This window comes from Streptomyces spectabilis (assembly GCF_008704795.1).
In the GTDB taxonomy this organism is placed as follows: Bacteria; Actinomycetota; Actinomycetes; order Streptomycetales; family Streptomycetaceae; genus Streptomyces; species Streptomyces spectabilis.
The window spans coordinates 8058049-8081925 of record NZ_CP023690.1 but is presented as its reverse complement, the minus strand read 5'-3'; the positions used below and the strand labels follow the sequence as shown (position 1 = coordinate 8081925).

6 protein-coding genes are annotated in these 23877 nt (G+C 72.9%); 3 read left to right on the top strand and 3 right to left on the bottom strand.

Going from position 1 to position 23877, the window contains the following annotated elements:
• Positions 1-80: 80 nt before the first annotated feature.
• A complete protein-coding gene (locus CP982_RS34925; RefSeq protein ID WP_150514120.1) occupies positions 81-15254 on the bottom strand; it encodes a type I polyketide synthase in 15174 nt (5057 codons plus the stop codon).
• 307 nt (positions 15255-15561) lie between these two features.
• Between CP982_RS34925 and CP982_RS34920 the strand changes: the two genes are divergently transcribed.
• Together CP982_RS34920 and CP982_RS34915 are read left to right on the top strand one after the other, a co-directional pair.
• Positions 15562-16506 (top strand): ABC transporter ATP-binding protein, encoded by a 945-nt coding sequence (locus CP982_RS34920; RefSeq protein WP_150514119.1) that lies wholly within the window; start codon positions 15562-15564, stop codon positions 16504-16506.
• Positions 16503-17318 (top strand): ABC transporter permease, encoded by an 816-nt coding sequence (locus tag CP982_RS34915; RefSeq protein WP_150514118.1) that lies wholly within the window; start codon positions 16503-16505, stop codon positions 17316-17318. The genes CP982_RS34920 and CP982_RS34915 overlap by 4 nt, the downstream gene beginning before the upstream one ends.
• Positions 17319-17376: 58 nt before the next feature.
• Here the strand turns inward: CP982_RS34915 and CP982_RS34910 are convergent, their stop codons facing one another.
• A complete protein-coding gene (locus tag CP982_RS34910; protein WP_150514117.1) occupies positions 17377-19005 on the bottom strand; it encodes a flavin monoamine oxidase family protein in 1629 nt (542 codons plus the stop codon).
• A gap of 556 nt (positions 19006-19561) precedes the next feature.
• On the opposite strand from CP982_RS34910, the gene CP982_RS34905 reads away from it, so the two are divergent.
• Positions 19562-20311, top strand: coding sequence for a P-loop NTPase family protein (locus CP982_RS34905; RefSeq protein WP_150514116.1), 750 nt, complete (start codon positions 19562-19564; stop codon positions 20309-20311).
• A gap of 41 nt (positions 20312-20352) precedes the next feature.
• Here CP982_RS34905 and CP982_RS34900 read toward each other — a convergent pair whose 3' ends face one another.
• On the bottom strand, positions 20353-23202 hold the full coding sequence (locus tag CP982_RS34900) for a helix-turn-helix transcriptional regulator (protein WP_150514115.1): 2850 nt from the start codon (positions 23200-23202) through the stop codon (positions 20353-20355).
• Positions 23203-23877: the final 675 nt, after the last annotated feature.

Genomic DNA, 23877 nt, shown 5'->3' with positions numbered 1-23877 from the left:
CGGGGGAGGGTAGGGCAACAACCCCTACCCTCCCCCTAGGGGCCCCTTTACGAATTTCCGCGCATTACCGCGACCCGCGGTCAGGAAACGCCGAGTTCATTGTCGATGAAGTCGAACATGTCATCGTCGTCGGCGTCCTCCAGCTTCTCTGTGATGTCGGCCGCCTCGGCCTCCCCCGGCTCCCCGGCGTCAAGGCTGCCGAGCAGGGCTCGCAGCCTGCCGCGTACGGCGGTCCGCTCGGCGTCCGCCAGCGGGCCCGCGGCCAGGGCCGCTTCCAGACCCGCGAGCTCGGCGGCGACGCCGCCGGCCCGTGGCCCTTCGGCGCCGTCCGCCGCGCCGCCGTCCCGGGGAAGGGTCTCGTCCAGGTGGGCGGCGAGCGCCGCGGGCGACGGGTGGTCGAAGATGAGCGTCGCCGGAAGCCGGAGCCCGGAAAGGGAGTTCAGCCTATTCCGGAGTTCCACCGCGGTGAGCGAGTCGACCCCCAGTTCCAGGAATCCCCGGGTGGCGCCAATTGCCTCGGGACCGGAATGCCCGAGCACCGTCGCCACATTACCGCGTACCGCGTCGAGCAGGGCCCGCTCCCGTTCCGGGGCGGAAAGTCCGGCCAATTCCCGGACGAGCGCGGGGCCCGTGCCGTTCGGCTCCGCGGCGCTCCCGGAGCGGGCGAGCGCCCTGTCGACCCTGCGGGCCGGGGCGCGGACGAGGTCCGAGAACACGGGCTGTACGCCGTCGGGTCCCGCGGAGGCCCGCAGGGACGCGGTGTCCAGGTGCATCGGGACGAGCACGGCGGGTGCCTCGGGCGCGGCCAGGGCGACGGCGGTGTCCAGGAGGGCCAGGCCCTCCCTCGTGGACAGCGGAGCGACGCCGCCGCGTGCCATGCGCTGGAGGTCCGCGTCGCCGAGGCCCTCCGTCATCTCGCTCTCCTGGGCCCACACGCCCCAGGCGAGCGAGGTCGCGGGGAGCCCCCGCGTGCGGCGCACGGCGGCGAGGGCGTCCAGGAAGCAGTTGGCGGCCGCGTAGTTGGCCTGGCCGGGGCTGCCGAGGACTCCGGCCGCGGAGGAGAACAGGACGAACGCCGACAGGTCGAGGCCCGCGGTCAGCTCGTGCAGGTGCAGCGCCGCGTCCACCTTCGGCCGCAGCACCGCCTCCACACGCTCCGGAGTCAGCGAGGTGACCACACCGTCATCCAAGACCCCCGCCACATGCACGACCGCCGAAAGCTCCGCGCCACGCTCGTCCAGGAGCGCCGCCACAGCGCCCCGGTCGGCCATGTCACACGCGGCCACCGTCACCTTCGTGCCCAGCGCATGGAGTTCGTCGCGCAGTTCACCGGCGCCGGACGCCGCTTCGCCCCTGCGGGAGACGAGCAGCAGATCGCGGACGCCGTAGTGCTCCGCCAGGTGCCGCGTCACCAGGCGTCCCAGGCCGCCGAAGGCACCGGTGACCAGGACGGAGCCCACGCCCCAGGGCGCGGCCTCTTCCCCGGCCGGGGCGGCGGCGACCTTCGTCAGTCGGGGCACCCACACCGAACCGCCCCGTACCGCGGCCTCCGGCTCGCCCGACGCCAGGACGGCACCGAGCACGGCCGCGTCGATTTCGGAGTTCACATCGGTGTCCACGAGGACGAAACGGCCCGGGTGTTCGACCTGCGCGGACCGGATCAGACCCCACACGGCGGCGCCCACCGGATCCGGCACCGCGTCACCGGCCGCGACAGCGCCCCGCGTCACGACGACCAGCCGCGAGGACTCCAGCCGCTCGTCGGCCAGCACACCCTGTACGACACCCAGTGTCTCGGCCAGTCGCGCCGACACGGTCTCGGGCCGCAGCTCACCACCGGACCCACCGGACTCCCACACCACGACAGCCGGAACATCCCCTCCGGCGTCCAGCTCCTCGTACGAGACGCACGTGACAGGTTCCGGGGACGACGACACCAGGGCCTGCGACTTCCACTCCACATGGAACAGCGAGTCGTTCGCCGCCCCGCCGCCGAGCTGCTCGGCCGTGACCTGGCGCGACACCAGCGAGTCGACGGTGGCGACCACCTGCCCGCTCTGGTCCGCCAGGGTCAGCGACACGGCGTCCGTCCCCACCCCGACCAGCCGGACGCGGACCGTCGCGGCGCCCGCCCGGTGCAGCCGGACCCCGCTCCAGGCGAACGGCAGACCGAGGCCCTGGCGCTCCTCGCCGAGGAGCAGGGTGGAGTGCAGCGCGGCATCGAGGACGGCGGGGTGCAGGCCGAACGCCGTGGCGTCCGCCGCCTCCTCCTCCGGGAGCGCGACCTCGGCGAACACCTCGTCGCCGCGCCGCCACGCGGCACGCAGCCCCTGGAACACCGGCCCGTAGCCGTAGCCCGTCCCGGCCAGCCGGTCGTAGAGGGAGGCTGCGTCGTCGATCGGCTCCGCGTCACGCGGCGGCCAGACGGTCAGGGCTTCGGGCTCCGCCTCGTCGGTCACGGCGGCCAGGAAGCCGGACGCGTGCCGCGTCCACGGCCCCTCGGAGTCACGCGCGTCGCGAGAGTGCACGCTCACCGGGAAGCGTCCGTCCGCGTCCTCGGCTCCTACGCCGACCTGGAGCTGTACGGCACCACGCTCGGGCAGCACCAACGGAGACGCCAGGGTCAGTTCCTCAAGGACACCGCAGCCGACCTCGTCCCCGGCCCGCACCGCCAGCTCCACGAACGCCGTGCCCGGCAGCAACACCCGCCCCGCCACCGCATGATCCGCCAACCACGGATGCGTCGCCAGCGAAAGCCGCCCGGCCAGAACATACCCGTCACCACCGGCCAGCGGCACCGCCGCACCCAGGAAGGGGTGCCCCGCCGCGACCAGACCGGTCGCCGACACATCCCCCGCCGCACCCGCAGCCGCACGCGGCCAGTAGCGCCGCCGCTGGAAGGCGTACGTCGGCAGGTCGACGCGGCGGCGCGCCCCGGCGTAGAGCGGCGTCCAGTCGACGTCGATGCCGCGTACGTGCAGCTGCGCGAGGGCGGCCAGGAAGGTGTCCGGCTCCGCGCGGTCCTTGCGGACAGCGGCGACGAGCCCGGACTGGCTCTCCGGCTCGGTGATGGTGTCATGCGCCATGGCTGTCAGGACGGCGTCCGGGCCCAGCTCCAGGAGGGTCGTGACGCCGTGCCCGGTGAGGGCGTTCAGGCCGTCGTGGAACCGGACCACCTCACGGATGTGCCGCACCCAGTACTCGGGATCCTTCAGGGCAGCTGGATCGGCCAGTTCACCGGTGAGATTGGAGACCACCGGAAGCGTCACATCCTGATACGTCAACCGCTGCGCCACGCGCCGGAACTCGTCCAGAGCAGGGTCCATCAGCGGCGAGTGGAAGGCGTGCGACACCTTCAGCCACTTCACCTTCCGGCCGTCCCCACGCAGGGTCTGCTCCAGACCCTCCAATGCCGCACGGTCGCCGGAGAGCACCAGCTGGGACGGGCCGTTCACGGCCGCCACACCGACGCGGTCCGACACGTCCGCCACCAGCGGCAGGACATCGGCCTCCGCGATCTGCACGGCCAGCATCGCCCCGCCCTCGGGCAACGCCTGCATCAACCGGCCCCGAGCGACCACCAGTTGCGCCGCATCCTCCAACGACCACAACCCGGCCACATACGCAGCAGCCAGCTCACCAATCGAGTGACCGCCCACCACCTCCGGACGTACGCCAAAGGACTCCGCAAGTCGGAACAGCGCCACCTCGATCGCGAACAGCGCGGGCTGCGCATAACCCGTCTGCTCAAGCAGCCCCGCATCCGTACCGAACATCACGCTCTGGAGCGAACGTTCTATCCACGGATCGATATGAGCACACACCTCGTCCAACGCATCCGCGAAGACGGGGAAGGCCTCATATAGCTCCCGGCCCATGCCGATCCGCTGACTGCCCTGGCCGGTGAACAGGACGGCAAGACGTCCCTCGACCACCGAACCCGATACAAGCGCTTCAAGACCGATCAGGAACTCTTCGCGCTCCCGCCCGAAGACCACCGCCCGATGCTCATGCACGGCCCGCCCCGACAGAAGCGACCAACCAACGTCCACCAGATCCAGCCCGGCGTCAGCCGCAACATGCTCCCGCAGCCGCTCAGCCTGCGCCCGCAACGCCTCCGCACTCCGGCCCGACACCAGCCACGGCACCGCCGTGACCGGCACCACCGACTCCACGGTCTCCGCAGGCTCCTCCACCGGAGCCTGCTCCACGATCACATGCGCGTTCGTACCGCTCACACCAAAGGACGAGACACCCGCACGACGCGGCGCGTCCGCACGCTCCACCCACTCACGCGGCTCCGTAAGGAGTTCAACCGCACCCACCGACCAGTCCACATGCGAACTCGGCCGATCCACATGCAACGTCCGCGGCAGCACACCCTCACGCATCGCCATGACCATCTTGATGACACCGGCCACACCGGCCGCCGCCTGCGTGTGACCGATGTTGGACTTGATGGAGCCCAGCCACAACGGCCGCTCTGCCGGACGCTCCTGGCCGTACGTGGCGAGCAGCGCCTGCGCCTCGATGGGGTCGCCCAGGGTCGTACCGGTGCCGTGCGCCTCGACCGCGTCCACGTCACCGGCCGACAGACCGGCGTTGGCCAGCGCGGCACGAATGACGCGCTGCTGCGAGGGACCGTTCGGCGCGGTGAGGCCGTTGCTCGCGCCGTCCTGGTTCACGGCGGAGCCACGGAGGACCGCCAGGACCTTGTGCCCCTTGCGGCGGGCGTCCGACAGACGCTCAAGCAGGAGCAGGCCCACGCCCTCCCCCCAGCCCGTGCCGTCCGCCGCCTCCGCGAAGGCCTTGCAGCGGCCGTCGGCAGCCAGGCCGCGCTGGCGGCTGAACTCCACGAACGTGTCCGGCGTCGACATCACCGTGACGCCACCCGCCAGGGCCAGATCGCACTCGCCCTGGCGCAGCGCCTGCGCCGCCAGATGCAGCGCGACCAGGGACGACGAGCACGCCGTGTCGACCGTCACCGCCGGGCCTTCGAGACCGAACGCGTACGACAGACGGCCGGAGACGACGCTCGCCGCGTTGCCGGTGCCGAGGTAGCCCTCGCCCCCGTCGGGGGCGGTGCGCAGGACGTGCTCGTAGTCCTGGCCGTTGGTGCCGGAGAAGACGCCGGTGCGGCTGCCGCGCAGGGTCGCGGGATCGATGCCCGCGCGTTCGAAGGCCTCCCACGCGGTCTCCAGGAGGAGCCGCTGCTGCGGGTCCATGGCGAGGGCCTCGCGCGGCGAGATGCCGAAGAAGTCCGCGTCGAACTCGGCCATGTCGTGGAGGAAGCCGCCCTCGCGGACGTAGCTGGTCCCGGCGTGGTCGGGGTCCGGGTGGTAGAGCTCGGCGACGTTCCAGCCGCGGTCGTCGGGCATGTCGCCCATGGCGTCCCGGCCGTCGCGCAACAGCCGCCACAGCTCTTCGGGCGAACCGACGCCGCCGGGGAAGCGGCAGCTCATCGACACGATCGCGATCGGGTCGCCATCGACCGGCGTGCCCGCACCCGCTCCCGCTCCCGACGGGGCGGCGTCCAGGTCCCCGGCGCCGTCGGGCGCGAGGCCACCGAGCAGCTCACTGCGCAAGTACGTGGCGAGGGCCGTCGGGGTCGGGTGGTCGAAGATGAGCGTGGCCGGGAGGTGGAGTCCGCTGGCTGCACCGACGAGGTTGCGCAGTTCGACCGCCGTCAGCGAGTCGAAGCCCAGGTCCTTGAAGGGGCGGGCGGCGTCCACGGCCTTGCCGACGGGGTAGCCGAGGACGGTGGCGACGTGATCACGGACGAGGTCGAGGACCGCCCGCTCCCGCTCCGCCGCCGGAAGGGCCGTGAGGCGCTCCGCGAGCGAGGCGGTGGCCGGGTCCGCGGCCCGCACCCGTTCCGGCCCGGCCGTCGCCTTCCCCGCCGGGTCGGCCGTGAGGAGCTGGTCGAACAGGTGGCAGGGGCGTGCCGTCGCATGGCTCGGCGCGTACCGGTCCCAGACGACGTCGGCGAGGGTCACCGCCGCGGCGCCATCCGGCGCGGCGAGAGTCGCCGCTATGGCGGCGACGGCCAGGTCCGGTTCCATCGCGGGCATGCCGCTGTCCCGTACGCGCCGCTCCACCACTCCGCCGTCGGCCGCCATGCCGCCACCGGCCCACGGGCCCCACGCCAGGGACAGGCCGGGCAGGCCGAGGTCGCGGCGGTGCGCGGCGAAGGCGTCCAGGAAGGCGTTGGCCGCCGCGTAGTTGCCCTGACCGCCGATGCCCATCGAGCCCGCCACGGACGAGAACAGCACGAAGGCCGTGACGTGCTCACTGTCGCGCGTCAACTCATGGAGATTCAGGGCTGCTTGGACCTTCGGCCGGAAGACGGTGGCGAACCGCTCCGCCGTGAGACCGTCGAGGACGCCGTCGTCGAGGACGCCCGCCGTGTGGAACACGCCGGTCAGCGGCGCCTCCTCGGGGATGTCCGCCAGGAGCCGCGCCAGCGCCTCCCGGTCGGCGACGTCGCAGGCCGCGACCGTCACGCGTACGCCCGACTCGGCCAGCTCGGAGCGCAGTTCGGCCGCGCCGGGTGCGTCGAGGCCGCGGCGGCTGGTGAGCACCAGGTGCTCGGCGCCCGCGCGCGCCAGCCAGCGCGCCACGTGCCCGCCGAGGGCGCCCGTGCCTCCCGTGACGAGGACCGTGCCGCTCGCCGTCCACTCCCCCACCGGGGCGTCGCCGGTCGCCGCGCGCGTGAGGCGTCGTACGAACACTCCCGAGCCGCGCACCGCGAGCTGGTCCTCACCCATCGCCGCGCCGCCGATCGCGTCGGCGAGCCGCAGCCGGGCCCGCTCGTCGGGGTGCGGCGGCAGGTCGACGAGGCCGCCCCAGCGCTGGGGCTGCTCCAGTGCGGCGACCCGGCCCATGCCCCACACGGGCGCCTGCCGCGGCGCCGTGAGACGGTCCGAGCGCCCGGTGGTCACCGCGCCGCACGTGGCGGCCCACAGCGGCGCCGTGACCTCGGTGTCCCCCAGGGCCTGGAGCAGGGCGAGCACTCCTTCGAGCCCGACGGACACGGTCGGGTGGTCGGCACCCTCGCTGTCATCGAGAGCGAGCAGCGACAGGACGCCTCGCGGCAGCTCCGACTCGCCCTGTCCGTGCATGAGTTCGCGCAGCTTGTGGGCCAGCGCCTCGCGGTCGGCCTCGTCACGGCCCACCGCGATCCGGGTCACGCGCGCGCCGCGCTCCTCCAGGCCGGCGACCGCCGCCGCCACCCAGGGGTACGCGTCCTCGTCGGCCGGCGCGACCACCCACCACGTGCCGTCGAAGGCCGCCGGGGCGAGGCCCGTCAGCGGCTTCCACGACTCCTGGTACCGCCACCGGCCGACGGTGGAGGTCTCACGCCGCTGCCGCCGCCACGACGACAGGACCGGCAGCACCTCGCCCAACGCCCCGCCGTCGGCGCCACCGCCCAGCTCGGCGCTCAACGACGCCAGGTCCTCCCGCTCCACGGCCTCCCAGAACCGGGCCTCCACCTCATCGACTTCGCCCCCACCCGCGGGGACGGCCGCGAACTCCGTGAGGTCGAGCCAGTAGTGGTCGCGCTGGAAGGCGTACGTGGGCAGGCCGACGCGGCTCCGGGACTCGACCGGGGCGTACAGCGGCGTCCAGTCGACGCCGATGCCGCGTACGTGCAGCTGCGCCAGAGCGGCCAGGAAGGTGTCCGGCTCCGCGCGGTCCTTGCGGACAGCGGCGACCAGGCCCGACTGTGCGGCGGGCTCGGTGAGCGTGTCGTGGGCCATCGCCGTCAGGACGGCGTCCGGGCCCAGCTCCAGGAGGGTCGTGACGCCGTGCCCGGTGAGGGCGTTCAGGCCGTCGTGGAACCGGACCACCTCACGGATGTGCCGCACCCAGTACTCGGGATCCTTCAGGGCAGCTGGATCGGCCAGTTCACCGGTGAGATTGGAGACCACCGGAAGCGTCACATCCTGATACGTCAACCGCTGCGCCACGCGCCGGAACTCGTCCAGGGCGGGATCCATCAGCGGGGAGTGGAAAGCGTGCGACACCTTCAGCCACTTCACCTTCCGGCCCTCGCCCCGCAGGGCCTGCTCCAGAGTTTCGAGGGTGGAGCGCTCACCGGAGAGCACGACCTGCTCCGGCCCGTTCACAGCCGCCACACCCACGCAGTCCGACACATCCGCCAGCAACGGCAGAACATCGGCCTCCGCGACCTGCACGGCCAGCATCGCCCCACCCTCCGGCAGCGCCTGCATCAACCTGCCCCGAGCCACGACCAGTTGCGCCGCATCCTCCAACGACCACAGCCCGGCCACATACGCAGCAGCCAGCTCACCAATCGAGTGACCGCCCACCACCTCCGGACGTACGCCGAGGGACTCGGCAAGGCGGAACAGGGCGACTTCCATCGCGAACAGCGCGGGCTGCGCATAGCCCGTCTGCTCAAGCAGCTCCGCGTCGGTACCGAACATCACGCTCTGGAGCGAACGTTCTATCCACGGATCAATATGAGCACACACCTCGTCCAACGCATCCGCGAACACCGGGAAGGCCTCATACAGCTCCCGGCCCATCCCGACCCGCTGACTGCCCTGGCCGGTGAACAGGACGGCAAGACGTCCCTCGACCACCGAACCCGATACAAGCGCTTCAAGCCCGGTCAGGAACTCCTCCCGCTCCCGCCCGAAGACCACCGCCCGATGCTCATGCACGGCCCGCCCCGACAGAAGCGACCAACCCACATCCACCGGATCCAGACCGGCGTCAGCCGCAACATGCTCCCGCAGCCGCTCAGCCTGAGCCCGCAACGCCTCCGCACTCCGGCCCGACACCAGCCACGGCACCGCCGTGACCGGCACCACCGACTCCACACTCGCGGCGGACTCCTCCACCGGAACCTGCTCCACGATCACGTGCGCGTTCGTGCCACTCACGCCGAAGGACGAGACACCCGCACGACGCGGCGCGTCCGCGCGCTCGGTCCACTCGCGAGCCTCCGTGAGGAGTTCGACCGCACCCGCCGACCAGTCCACATGCGAACTCGGGCGGTCCACGTGCAGGGTGGGCGGCAGCACGCCCTCGCGCATGGCCATCACCATCTTGATGACACCGGCGACACCGGCCGCCGCCTGCGTGTGACCGATGTTGGACTTCACCGAGCCGAGCCACAGCGGCTGGCCTTCGGGACGGCCCTGGCCGTACGTGGCGAGCAGCGCCTGCGCCTCGATGGGGTCGCCCAGGGTCGTGCCCGTGCCGTGCGCCTCTACCGCGTCCACGTCGCCTACAGACAGACCGGCGTTGGCGAGAGCGGCACGGATGACCCGCTGCTGGGAGGGGCCGTTGGGGGCGGTGAGGCCGTTGCTGGCACCGTCCTGATTGACGGCGGAGCCCCGTACGACCGCGAGGACTTCGTGGCCGTTGCGGCGAGCGTCCGACAGGCGCTCCAGGAGCAGCAGGCCCACGCCCTCGCCCCAGCCCGTGCCGTCCGCCGCCTCGGCGAACGCCTTGCAGCGGCCGTCGGCGGCCAGGCCGCGCTGGCGGCTGAACTGGACGAACGTGTCCGGTGAGGCCATCACCGTCACGCCGCCCGCGAGCGCCATGTCGCACTCGCCCTGGCGCAGCGCCTGCGCCGCCAGGTGCAGGGCGACGAGGGAGGCCGAACAGGCGGTGTCGACCGTCACCGCCGGGCCTTCGAGGCCGAACGCGTACGAGAGGCGGCCGGACATGACGCTCACGGCGTTGCCGGTGAGGACGTGGCTCTCAATGTCCTGGGGGACGGCGGCCATGCGGGAGATGTAGTCGTCGCCGTTGGAGCCGACGAAGACGCCGGTGCGGGTGCCGCGCAGGGTCGTGGGGTCGATGCCCGCGCGTTCGAACAGCTCCCAGGAGGTCTCCATGAGCTGGCGCTGCTGCGGGTCCATGGCGAGGGCCTCGCGCGGCGAGATGCCGAAGAAGTCCGCGTCGAACTCGCCCGCGTCCGGCAGGAAGCCGCCCTCGCGGACATAGCTCTTGCCCGCCCGGTCGGGGTCCGGGTCGTACAGTGCGGCGAGGTCCCAGCCCCGGTCGGCGGGGAACTCGCCCATGGCGTCGCGGCCGTCGGCGACGAGCCGCCACAGGTCCTCGGGCGAGCGGACGTCGCCGGGGAAGCGGCAGCTCATCGCGACGATCGCGATGGGGTCGCCGTCGGGGTCGACGGTGGTGGCCACCGGCGCGGGCGTGCCGCCGGTCTCCGCCGTGGCGCCGAACGCCTCTTCACCCAAGTAGGCGGCGAGCGAGGTGGAGTTGGGATAGTCGAAGACCAGGGAGGCGGGCAGGCGCAGGCCGGTGGCGGCCTGGACGCGGTTGCGCAGCTCGACGGCGGTGAGCGAGTCGAAGCCCAGTTCGCGGAAGGCGCGGGCCGGGTCGACGGCCTCGGGCGACGCGTGGCCGAGGACGGCGGCCGCCTGGGTGCGGACGAAGGTGAGGAGGGCGGCGCCGCGCTCGGTGCCGGGGAGCGGGGCGAGCCGCCGCATCCAGTCGGGCCCGGTGGCGGCGTGGCCCGCGGGCGCCGCAGCGGAAGCCGGGGTGGCGGCTCGCCGTCGCACCTCGGGGAGCGTGTCGAAGAGCCGGTTGGGGCGGGCCGCGAGGAAGCCGGGCAGGAAGGTGTCCCAGTCGACGGCGGCGACGAGGACGGTGGCGTCGCCGCGTTCGACGGCGTCCCGCAGGGCGGCGACGGCCGGTTCGGGTGCCATCGGCGGCATGCCGTCGCGGCGCGACCGGTCGGCGCGCACCGCCGTGTCGGCGAGCCCGGCGCCGTCCCAGGTGCCCCAGGCGACGGAGGTGGCGGGAAGGCCGTCGGCGCGGCGCTGTTCGGCGAGCGCGTCGAGGTAGGCGTTGGCTGCCGCGTAGTTGGCCTGGCCCGCGTTGCCGAGGGCGCCGGAGGCCGAGGAGTAGAGGACGAACGCGTCCAGGTCGAGGCCGCGGGTGAGCTCGTGCAGGGCGGTGGCCGCCGACGACTTGGGGCGCAGTACGCCGTCGAGGCGCTCGGGGGTGAGGGCGTCGACGACGCCGTCGTCCAGGACGCCCGCCGTGTGGATCACGGCCGTGAGGGGTGTGTCGGTGGGGATGGCGTCCAGGAGTGCGGCCAGGGCGTCCCGGTCGGCGACGTCGCAGGCGGCGATGGTGACGCGGGCGCCCAACTCCTGGAGTTCGGTGCGGAGTTCCTCGGCGCCGGGCGCGGCGGGGCCGCGGCGGCTGGTGAGGACGAGGTGCTCGGCGCCCTCGCGGGCCAGCCGGCGCGCCACGTGCCCGCCGAGGGCGCCGGTTCCGCCGGTGACGAGGACGGTGCCGCGCGGGGTCCAGCGGGTGGCGCGGGTGAGGTCGGCGCCGGTGGCCTCGCCCCTGACGAGGCGGCGTGCGAAGACCCCGGAGCCGCGCACGGCGAGCTGGTCCTCCTCGCCTCCGTCGCGGGCGGCGGCGAGGATCGCGGCGAGTCGGGTGCCCGCCCGCGCGTCGTGGTCGCGGGGCAGGTCGACGAGGCCGCCCCAGCGGTCGGGGTGTTCGAGGGCGACGACCCGGCCGAGGCCCCACAGGTGGGCCTGGAGGGGGTGGTCGAGGCGGTCGCTGCGGCCCGTCGAGACGGCCCCTCGCGTCAGGGTCCACAGCCGTGCCTCGGCTCCGGCGTCGCCGAGGGCCTGCACCAGGGCGAGGGTGCCCGCGACCGCGGCGGGTACGGCTTCGTGCCCGTCGACGGCGGACTCGTCGAGGCCGAGCAGCGAGACGACGCCGACGGGCCGCGCCGCACCGCTCGCGGCCGTCTGGAGCAGCCGCTGCGCCAGGTGGGCGCGGGTCGCCTCGCCCGCGCCCAGGGCGAGGACGACGGGTTCGGCGCCGGCCGCGGTGAGGGCTTCGGTGACCCCGGTCGTCCACGGGTGTGCGTGCGCGCTGTCGGGCAGGACGACGAGCCACGGCCCGGTCAGCCGGGCGGGCGGGAGGGTGCCGCCGGGCAGCGGCTGCCAGGTGGCGCGGTAGCGCCAGGCGTCGATGGTGGCGCGTTCGCGGCGTTGGCGCCGCCAAGCGGAGAGGCCGGGCAGGACCTCGCTGAGCGGGCCCTGCGCGACGACGCCGAGGGTGGAGGACAGCTCGTCCACGTCCTCGCGTTCGACGGCCTCCCAGAAGCGGGCCTCCGCGTCGTCCGTGACGGCGGCGTGCGGCGTGCCGGTGTCGGTCCGCTCCTCGGTGAGCCAGTAGTGGCGGCGCTGGAAGGGGTAGGTGGGCAGGTCCACGACGGCGTGCTCGCCGGGCAGGAGGGCCTGCCAGTCGAGTTCGGCGCCGTGCGCGTGGGCTTCGGCGAGGGAGGCCGTGAGACGGTCGGCGCCGCCCTCGTCGCGGCGCAGGGAGCCGAGGGTGGCGGCCTGGCTGTCCGTGGCGTCGATGGTGGCCTGGACGGGGACGGTGAGGACCGGGTGCGGGCTCATCTCCAGGAACAGGCCATGCCCCTCGGCGAGGAGACCGCGCGTCGCGTGCTCGAACAGGACCGTCTGGCGCAGGTTCCGGTACCAGTAGCCCGCGTCCATGGGGGTGTCGTCGGCGAGCCAGTCGCCGGTCAGGGTGGAGTACAGCGGCACGTCGGGCGTGCGGGGCGCGACGGGGGCGAGGACCCGCTCCAGGTGCTCCTCGATGGCTTCGACGTGCGCGGAGTGCGAGGCGTAGTCGACGGGGATGGTGCGGGCGCGGATGTCCCGGGCCACGCACTGCGCGACCAGCTCCTCCAGGGCCGCCGCGGCACCGGAGACCACGACGTGCGCGGGGCCGTTGACCGCCGCCACCGACAGGTCGTCGCCCCACTGGCCGAGGATCTCGCGCACCTGCCGCTCGGGCAGCGGTACGGAGACCATGCCGCCCAGGCCGGAGAGTTCGACGATGGCCTGGCTGCGCAGAGCCACCACCCAGGCCGCGTCCTCCAGGGACAGCGCGCCCGCGACGCACGCGGCGGCGATCTCGCCCTGGCTGTGGCCGACCACGGCGGCGGGCTCGACTCCGGCCGCGCGCCAGACGGCGGCGAGGGACACCATCACGGCGAACAGGACGGGCTGCACGATGTCGACGCGGTCGAAGTTCTCGCCGTCCAGCTCGTCGAACAGGTCCCAGTCCACGAACGGGCCGAGGGCGTCGGCGCACTCCCGCATGCGCGCGGCGAACACGGGTGAGTCGGCGAGGAGTTCGCGGGCCATCCCGGCCCACTGCGAGCCCTGGCCGGGGAAGACGAACACGGGGCGGGCCGCCCCGGGGACCGTACGGCCGGTGACGGCGCCACCGGCCGCGAGGCTGCCGTCCGCGAGCCGTTCGAGGCCCGCGAGGAGCTCGTCGCGGTCGCGCCCGAGCACCACGGCGCGGCGCTCGAACCGGGAGCGGGTGACCGCGAGGGACCAGGCCACGTCGAGCGGTTCGAGACCGGGCCGCGCGAGCAGCCGCTCCCGCAGCCGCCCGGCCTGCGCCCGCAGCGCGTCCTCGGACTTCGCGGACAGGGCCAGCGGCACCCGGCCGGATATCACCGAGGACGCGGAAGAGCCGTCGGACTCACCGGACGCCTCGGGCTCACCGTCCGGGCGGGCGGCCGTCGGTGCCTGCTCCAGGATCACGTGCGCGTTCGTACCGCTCATGCCGAACGACGACACGCCCGCGCGCCGCGTCCCGTCCTCGCGCCCGGGCCACTCCCGGGCCTCCGTGAGGAGTTCGACGGCGCCCGCCGACCAGTCCACGTGGCTGCTCGGCCCGTCGATGTGCAGGGTCTTCGGCAGCACGCCCTGCCGCATGGCCTGGACCATCTTGATGACTCCGGCGACACCGGCGGCGGCCTGCGTGTGACCCACGTTGGACTTGAGCGAGCCCAGCCACAGCGGCCGGTCGGCCGAGCGCTCCTTGCCGTACGTGGCGATGAGGGCCTGGGCCTCGATGGGGTCGCCGAGGGTGGTGCCGGTGCCGTGCGCCTCGACCGCGTCGACGTCAGCGGGCGCGAGGCCCGCGTCCGCGAGGGCCGCGCGGATCACGCGCTGCTGCGAGGGCCCGTTGGGCGCGGTGAGGCCGTTGCTGGCGCCGTCCTGGTTGACGGCGGAGCCCCGTACGACCGCGAGGACCTCGTGACCGTTGCGGCGGGCGTCCGACAGACGCTCCAGGACGAGCATGCCGACGCCCTCGCCCCACGCCGTGCCGTCGGCGCCCTGCGCGAACGGCTTGCAGCGGCCGTCGGGGGCCAGGCCGCGCTGGCGGCTGAAGGCCAGGAAGGAGCCGGGCGACGCCATCACCACGACGCCGCCCGCGAGGGCCAGCGCGCACTCGCCCTGGCGCAGCGCCTGCACGGCCAGGTGCAGGGCGACCAGGGAGGAGGAGCAGGCGGTGTCGACCGTCATGGTCGGGCCCTGGAGGCCGAGGGTGTAGGCGATGCGGCCGGAGGCGACGCTGGCGGCGGTGCCGGTGACGAGATAGCCCTCCAGGCCGTCTCCGGCGTCGCTGAGGCGGGGCCCGTACTCCTGGGTCTCGGCGCCGACGAACACGCCGGTGCCGGAGTCGCGCAGCGAGGCGGGGTCGATGCCCGCGCGCTCCAGTGCCTCCCAGGACGCTTCGAGGAGCAGGCGCTGCTGCGGGTCCGTGGCGAGGGCCTCGCGGGGTGAGAGGCCGAAGAAGTCGGCGTCGAACTCGCCCGCGTCGTGCAGGAATCCGCCTTCGCGGACGTAGGAGGTGCCGGGCCGGTCGGGGTCGGCGTCGTACAGGGCGGACAGGTCCCAGCCGCGGTCGGCGGGGAAGCCGGAGATGGCGTCCACCTCGTCGGCGACCAGCTGCCAGAGCTCTTCGGGGGTCTCGACGCCGCCGGGCAGGCGGCAGCTCATGGCGACGATGGCGACGGGCTCGTCGTCGGCGCGGCGGGCCGCGGGGACGTAGGTGTCGTCGGCGCTGTCGAAGAGTTCGGCGCGCAGATGGCGGGCGAGCGCGTCGGCGGTGGGGTAGTCGAAGACGGCGGTGACGGGCAGCCGGAGGCCGGTGGCCCGCTGGAGGCGGCGGTGCAGCTCCACCGCGGTCAGGGAGTCGAGGCCGAGGTCGAGGAAGGGGCGGGACAGGTCGCCGGAGGGGCGGTCGGCGTCGGCGCCGCCGAGGACCGCCGCGACCTCCCCGGTGACCACGGCGCGCAGCCGCCGCTCCTGCTCCGCGCGCGGGCGGCCTTCGAGCGCGACGCGCAGGTCTCCCGCTTGCGCCGAGGCCTCCGGGTGAGAATGGGCTGCGAATTCCTCGAAGTCGCTCATTGTTCCACTCCGTAGCACCGGCCGTGATGGCTTTTCAGAAATGTCTGACTGTACGTCGGGAGATGCCCCGACCGCGTACTCGGGTAAATTCAGGGAGAGCGTCCCGGAAATCGTGCTCTGAATTCCTGACCGCGCTTCGGATAAATTTGCCCACAATACCGTTGCACGGTAACAGCGCGCATCCGCGATCCCTACCCCTAACAAACCCCTAGGGGGCTGCGGGGCCGGGCAGATACAGGGGTGTTCGGGATTCCCGCCCGCCTCTAGGGTCGGCGGCGTGGAATACGCTGTCCGGGTTGAGAATCTGGTGAAACAGTACGCGGCCGACGCACGCCGCGTGGTCGACGGGCTGAGCTTCGAAGTGCACCGAGGTGAGGTGTTCGGCCTGCTCGGCCCCAACGGCGCGGGGAAGAGCACGACGGTGGGCATGATGACCACCCGGGTGCGGCCGACCTCGGGCGAGGTCGTGATCGACGGCGTGGACGTCGTCGCCCGGCCGAGACAGGCCAAGCGGGTGCTCGCGGTGGTGCCTCAGCGCAACAACCTCGACCGCTCGCTCTCGGTGCGGCAGAACCTGCTCTTCCACGCCACCTACCACGGCATCCCGCGTGCCGAGCGGCAGCGCAGGGCGGACGAGCTCCTGGAGCAGATGGGCCTGGCCGACTACCGGAAGTCGAAGGTCGACGACATGTCCGGCGGGCAGGTGCAGCGCGTGATGATCGCGCGGGCGCTGATCCACCGGCCGAGCGTGCTGTTCCTCGACGAGCCCGCGACCGGACTCGACCCGCAGGCACGGCTGTTCGTGCACGAGCGGGTCGCCGAGCTGTCCGAGCGCGGGGTGACGGTGGTGCTCACCACCCACGACATGGACGAGGCCGCCAAGCTCTGCGACCGCGTCGGCATCGTGGACCGGGGCACCCTGCTGGCCCTCGACACCCCCGAGGGCCTGGGCACGCTGCTGCCCGCGCACTCGACGCTCGCCCTGACGGTGCGCTCGCCGCAGGGCGCGGCGCCGGTGGTGAAGCTGCTCGTCGACCTGCCGGGGGTGCGCCAGGTTGACGAGGTCGACCCGGAGACGCCGCCCGCGGACGCGTGCCGGCTGCGCGTCTACACGGACACCGAGCCGGTCGAGGCGCTCCAGCCGGCCCTCGCCGCGCTCACCGAGCGGGACTACCGGGTCACGGACGTCGGCATCGGAAAGGTCTCCCTGGAAGACGTCTTCCTTCACCTCACCGGAAAGAATCTGCGATGACCGCCACGACTGCGACGGCTTCGACGACCGAGGCCGCGCCGGCCTCGCGGCAGCTGCACACCTTCGGCGCCATCATGTGGCGCGATGTCTTCGTCGCCCTGCGCCAGTTCCCCACGTTCATCGGCCAGGCCATCATCCAGCCGTTCTTCACGCTGTTCGTGTTCGGCGTGCTGCTGAGCGACGCGGGCTATGTGGACGGCGACTACAGCTCCGTCCTGCTGCCCGGCGTGCTCGCCCTGAACGGATTCCTCGGCGGCATGCAGAACACGGCACTGCCGCTCGTCGTGGACTTCTCGTACACGCGCGAGATCGAGGACCGGCTCCTTTCGCCCATCTCGCTGCGCCTGGTGGCCGTGGAGAAGATCCTCTTCGGGGCGCTGTACGGATTCGTGGCGTCGCTGCTGATGACGCCGGTCGGCATGGTGCTCCTCGATCTGTCGTGGCCGCTCAGCCGGACCGTGCCCGCTCTCGGGATCGCCGCGCTCGGCGCGCTCGCGGGGGCGTCGATCGGCCTGTGCCTGGGGACGTCCGTGAACAGCGACAAGGTGGACGTGATGTTCACGCTCGTCCTGATGCCGCTGCTGTTCACGGGCTCGACGCAGTTCCCGCTCGTCGCGCTCGACGAGGTGCGCTGGTTCCAGGTGATCTGCGGCGCCAATCCGCTGTCGTACGCCAGTGAGGGCATGCGGGCCGTGACGTCGCCGAGCGTGGAGCACGTGCCGCTGCCGATCACGCTGATCGTGCTCGTCGGGTCGATCGCGCTGTTCGCGTCGATCGGCGTACGCGGCTTCCTGCGGCGCGCGCAGGCGTGAGTCCGTGAGCACGGCGAAGGGCCCCGGAGCAGACGCTCCGGGGCCCTTCGCCGTGCTGTCAGTCGTCGGGCAGGTCGATCGGCGCGAGCGAGGCGAACAGGTCGCCGGGGCCCGGGTTCAGCGGCTGGGTGGCGCCGCCGAGGTGGCGCAGCACGCCCCAGTAGGCGTTGAGGCCGGTCGTCACGGCGCCCTCGGCGAAGCCCGCGGTCCAGGAGACGTCGTCGCCGGCGAGGAAGAAGCCGCGCTGGTCCCGGGTGAGGCCGTCCTGCATGAAGTGGGTGAACAGGCGCCGCTGGTAGCGGTAGTGGCCCGGCAGGTTCGCCTTGAAGGCGCCCTGGAAGTGGGGGTCGGTCTCCCAGGTCACCGTGCGGGGCGGCGCGATGACGCGGGAGCGGATGTCGACGTCCGGGTAGATGGGGGCGAGCGCGTCGAGGACGCCGTCCAGGCGCTCCTGCGCGGTCAGCGGGGCCATCTTCAAGGAGTCGTCGTTCCAGGTGTACGACAGGCACATGACGCCGGGCCGTTCGGGGCCCTCGTCGAAGAGGTAGACGCCGCGGGGCATGCGGTCGGTGAGGGTGGTGCTCATGACCTCGCGGCCGGTGAGCGGGTCGCGCTCGCGCCAGAACGGGCGGTCGACGAGGACGAACAGCTTGGACGAGCCCATGTAGTGGCTGCGCTCCACGGCCGTCCACACGGGCGTGGGCAGCAGCGCCGGGTCGCACCGGACGTTGGTGACCAGGGTGCGCTTCTGCGGGGTGAAGACGGCCACGGGGTAGGTGTGGGCGGTGCCGTCGTGCTCGTGGACGGTGATGCCGCGCGGGCCGCGCTCCAGGCGGGCGACGCCGCCGCGGGGCCCGCCGCGGTGCAGCGACTCCAGGGAGGTCCCGGCCGGCCAGTGCGCGAGCTCGTCGGGCGCGTGGGACCACAGGCGCAGCGGCAGCTGCTGGGAGCCGCCGACGACGAGCCGGTGGTCGTCCTCGGCGCCGGTGTAGACGACCCGCAGGATCTCCAGGATGGAATTGGGGAAGTCGGTGTCCCAGCCGCCCGCGCCGAAGCCGACCTGGCCGAATATCTCGCGGTACTTGAAGGACTGGAATGCGGGTGACCGGGCGATGAAGCCGTAGAAGGATTGGTCGTCCAGGGCGCGTACCAGCGGGTTCCAGATGGCTTTGATGGCGGCGGTGTCGCGGCGGCGGATGGCGTCGTCCATGGCGAACAGCTCGGCGTGCTCCTGCAGGGCCTTGTCCCAGGCCATGCCGACTTCCTGGTAGACGTCGGGGAGTTCGCCCGCGTGCCGGGCGTAGTGCCGGTCGTCGCCGAGGGCCACGACGGTGGAGCCGCTGGCCTCGGTGAGCGGGTTGGGGAAGGGCCGGGTGCGCAGGCCGACCAGGTCCATGTAGTGGCGCAGTGCCGTCGCCGACGCGGGGAAGCGCATGGCGCCGAGTTCGGCCACGGCGTCGGGGCGGCTGTCGAACGCGGCCGAGCGCATGCGCCCGCCGACGGCGCCGGCCTCGTGGACGACGGGGCGCAGCCCGAGCCGCATCAGCTCGTACGCGGTGACGAGGCCCGATATCCCCGCCCCGATCACGGCGACGGGCGTCCCCGACTCGGCCGCGGGAATTTCGCCGAGGCCGTGCGGACTCGCCAGCCATTCGTCGTACGCGAAGGGAAAGTCCGGGCCCAGCATCGTTAGGGAATCTGGTGTTCCGAGACGCGAACTACCGTTGAGGGCAACCAACGGATACTCCTCTGACCGTGGTGGAGGCCGGCCCGGCGTACGTTCCAGACGGCCGCGGGGGAGCCGGGCTGCGGCAGCAGGAGGAAGGTCCGCGATCAGCACGGCCCGTGCCCTGCCCCACGGGGGCCGGTCGGGCCCGCGAATCGCCTCCGATACACGGCACGTCTGACGGTGCCCTTGATTATCTCGGTGCCTTCGGGGGACGGAGAAACCCCTCAACGTCCCCTTACGGCTCCTAGAGGTAGGTGGCCCGCACAGCGGGGCCCGTGCGCGGCCGCTGTTGCGTTCACACGCAGAGCACCGTAACGCGCACCGAACGAGGGTTCTCAAGGGGCACGAAATGTTGCACGGGATGCAATGAGTACTTTAGTAGCGCGGCTTCGATCCTGAAGACTGTACGAAAGTCAGGAGCCGCCTTGAAATGATCTATGGTGGCCGCACCACACGCCCGGATCGGTTCCCGCACAACGGAATTGTTCAACAATCACTATCCAGAGGAGGCCTCATGCGTCCAGGGCCGGACAGCCGAAGGTTCGCGGTGCACGACCACCGTCCGGGCGCCGCGCCCGCCGGAACCCGGCCGGAGGCGATGGCCCTGGAGGTGCGGCGCACGGACGGCGGCGCGGCGGCGCCACCGCACGCGTCCGGGCACGACGACCGCCTCCTGCGGGTCGAGCGCCACGCGTGTCTCGCGGTCGTCTCCGCGGACGACTCGGCGGACCGGTTCCTGGACGGGCTGCTCGACGACGACGGGGGTCCGGGCCGTGCCGTCGCCGTGCACGGGGTGGATCCCCGTACCGAACCCGACGCCGTGCGGCGCCTCGTCGGGGTGGTCCGTTCGGGCATGCCGTTGCCCGAAGGGGCCGTTCACGATGCCCTTGTGGGCACGGCTCTGCGGCAGGGTCTGCCCCCGGAGGCGGCCGTGGAGCGCGCGACGGACTTAGCGGCCGCCCTGGGTCTTCGGTCCGTCGAGCGCACGCCCGTCGCCGCGCTCACGCCGGGCCAGCGCTCCCGCACCGCTGTCGGCTGCGCGCTGCTGCACGTGCCGAAGCTGCTCCTGCTGTGCCGCCCCCTGGACGACGTGGACGAGGTGTCGGAGCAGGTCCTCCACCGGGTCCTCGGGCGCTACGCGGCGTCGACCGGGACCGTGGTGTTCTCCACCGGGTCCGCGGAGGTGGCGCGGCGCATGACGGACCGTCTGTTCATGGTCTGCGACGGGCAGGTGCGCTGCGGCAGCCTGCCGACCGCCCGCTGACGGAGCCCCGCGTCCTCGCGCCCGCAGGGGCGCCGACCGGGTCAGCACGCCGTGTCCGCCAGCAGATCGTGCGGGAGGTCCTTGCGGCGGGAGACGTTCAACTTCCGGTAGACCCGGGTCAGATGCTGTTCGACCGTACTGACGGTGATGAACAGCTTCCGCGCTATCTCGCGGTTGCTGTGCCCGAAGGACGCGAGGGACGCCACGCGCCGCTCCGCGTCGGTCAGCTCCTCCGCCGGGCAGACCTCCCCGTCCCGCGCCGGGCGCTCCGCCGCGCCCGCCTCGCCGTCGCCGTACGGCAGCAGCTGTTCGCACAGCGCCTCCGCCCGCGCGTCCCGCGCGATGCGCCACGCCCGCCGGGCCATCATGCGCGCCTGGCCGAGGTCGCCCAGGGCGTGGTGGGAACGGCTCAACGCCCCCAGGGCCCGGACCAGTTCGAGCCGGTCCTCGCACTTCTCCAGTTCCTCGATCGCCTCGTGCAGCGCGTGGTGGTGCCGCCGCAGGCCCGACACCTCGGCGAGCACGCGCAGCGTCTGGGCGCGGGTGCGGGACTGGCCGGGGCCGCACTTGGCCAGCTGCTCCCTGACGAGCCGGTCGGCCTCGGCCTCGCCGCCGGTGCGCAGATGCATCTCCGCGGCCGCGGACCGCCACGGCACGAGCGCCGGCTGGTCGATGCCCCAGCGCGTCATCAGCTCGCCGCAGGTGAGGAAGTCGTCGAGGGCCGGACGCACGCGCCCCATGGCGGCGTAGAGCTGACCGCGCGCATAGCTGAGCTCCAGGCCGTACCGGGTCTCCGGGAGGCCCTCCGGGAGATGGTGGTCGAGATACGACATGGCCTGCTCGTACTGGCCCATCGCGGTGTGGGCGGAGACCAGGGTGGCGAGGATCGAGCCGATGCCGACGCCCCAGCCCTGGGGCGAGATCCACGACAGGGCGGTGAGCGCGTACCGCACGGCGTCCGGGGCGTTGCCCTGGCGCAGGGCGATGGTCGCCCTGACCGCGGACAGCGGCGCCTGCCAGCCGGGGCCGCCGAGCCTGGTGGCCTCGCGCAGCAGCGCGTCGCACCAGTGCGCGGCCCGGCCGAGCCGGTCGCAGTAGATCAGTACGGACAGGGCGGCGGTGAGCGTCTCCAGGGTGGCGTCGCTCAGCCGGGTGCCCTGTAGGACGGTCTCGGCGAGGTCGGCGGCGTGCGGGTCCACACCGCGGGACAGGACGGCGTTCAGCGCGGCGCCGACGCGGCCGCGCGGGTCGCAGCCCGGCGTCGTCAGGACGTCCCACGTGCTGTGCGGGGCGGGCCAGTTCTCGGCGCCGATGCGCTCGCGCAGCGTGGGGTAGGTGGTGCGCACCGAGCCCGACGCCAGGTATCCGCTGACGGCGGAGGCCCCCTCGTAGGCGACCTGGCCCTTGCGGGCGACCTCGGCGGCCTCGTCGAACCTGCCCTGCCACAGCAGCCCCGAGATCAGCACGGGCACGGCCTGCTCGGCGAGCCAGCCCTCGTCGAAGGCGGCGCGCAGGGCGCCCAGGTGCGGGCCGAGGGTCGAGGGCCGCACCCGCCAGGCGAGGCGGGCCAGTTCGGCGAGGATCTCGCTGCGCCGCTCCCCGCGCGGGCAGCTCTCGTCGGCCAGGTGGAGGCAGGCGATGGCGAGTGAGACGTCCTCGTCGCGCCGGGCGCGGGTGGCCGTCTCCCACAGCACGTCGAGGGACTCGGCGCCCTCGACCTCGCCGGTGGCGACGATGTGCCGGGCCACGACGGGGGGTTCGGCGCCGTGGCGGCGCAGCAGGGCCGCCGCGCGCCGGTGCAGGCCGACGCGGTCCTCGCGCGACAGGTCGTCCAGGACGGCGGTCCGCGCCAGGGGGTGGCGGAACGCGCCCCCGTCGGTGAGTCCGGCCGCCGCGAGGGTGCGCAGGGCGCGCGCGACGGTCTCGCGGTCGAGGCCGAGGAGGTCGGCGAGCGTCGCGTCGGACGCGGCGTCGTCCAGGACCGCGAGGCCCCGGGCGACGGCGAGGACGGCGTCCGCGCCCCGGTGCAGACAGCTGAGCACGGACTGCCGGTAGGCGTCGCCCGCGGGCACGGTCCGCCCTGCGGGCAGGGTGCTGTCGGCGCCCTGCACCGGGGCCCGGTGGTCGTGGTCGAGCGGTCCGTGGGCGAGCAGGTCGTGGATCAGGGCCCGGACGAGCAGGGGGTTGCCGCCGCTGAGCCGGTGGACGTCGGGCGCGAGGGCGTGGGCCTGGGCCTCGTCGAGGTGTGCGCGCAGCAGTTCTTCGGTGCCGGTCTCGCCGAGGGTGGTGAGCCGCAGCTGGGTCAGGCGGGGGTGCCGGAGGAGTTCCGCGCTGAACATGGGCCGTTCGGCGTGCGGCCCGGTCCGCAGGCCGAGGACGATGACGACGGGCTTGGCCCGCAGCTCGCGCATCGCGTACTGCAGGCACTGGAGGGAGGGGATGTCGGCGTACTGGACGTCGTCGACGAGGACGGCCAGCGGTCCGCCCCGGGCCAGGCCGCGCAGGGCCAGGGTCAGGGACCGCATCACATGGGCGCGTACGTGCTCCTCGCGCTCGTTGTCGGCGTCGCGGAGCATGGCGGTGAACTTGGCGTCGTCGAGCAGGCGCGCCACGCGCGCGGTCGTCCCGGTGTCCTGCTCCGCCATCTGGTCGGCGTGGAGGAGCAGTTGACCGAAGACCGCCATGGGCGTCCTGCGCTCGGCTCGTAAACCCGTCGCCTTGAGCACGGTCAGGCCCCGCGCCTCGGCCTCGTCGGCGACGCTGTTCAGCAACTCGCTCTTGCCGGTGGCCACCGGGCCCCTTATCAACACAACACGGGAAGGGCGCTCCGCGCTGTTCGCCAGAACGTCCTCCATGAGAGCCCACTCATCGACTCGCTCGACCAGGCTCATAGTGCGGTTTCCTCCCCGTAAGAAATTATCGCAAACTGCACTGGGCGCCTTATTCGCATATCGCCATCATCAAGGTGCCACAGGAGCCTGGAGCAGGATACCAGGGCTAATTCTGAATATCTCCGCCGGACCTCTTGGGGCACTCAGTCAACAACACAACTATGACTGAAACTTGACGGCGAGGTAGCCCCGAAAGAAGCGTGCCCACCCCCCAAATCCACGATGACTCGCAACGTTCAGCCCTCCCCACTCAGGACCGGTCTGTGATATAGGACCGGGCGGCCGGTCCGAACTATGCGGAATGGTGAACTCCAATTGTAAGAAAGGAGAACGCTCAACTGGCCATGACGCCGCGCCCCGGCGCCCATCGCGCCACCCTGTCCGGAAACATCCCTGACCACAGCCCCTACGAGGGAGCGATCCCGGCAAGCCCGACATCCCCCGGCACTACCCCCCGGGGGCCTCCGCTCCCGGGCCCATCCCCTGGATCCACTGTCGCTGCGGCTACCCAAAGGGCCGCGCTCCACGCCGATGTGACGGGCCATTACTCGGCGCCCAACAGCACTCTTGCCTGGCAGGCGTTAAGGATGCGTTAGGCAAACGCGGCGACGGACACCCCAACGGGACCTCTCCGGAACGGAAACCAAAAACAATCCAGCGGCAATCCGACGGCAA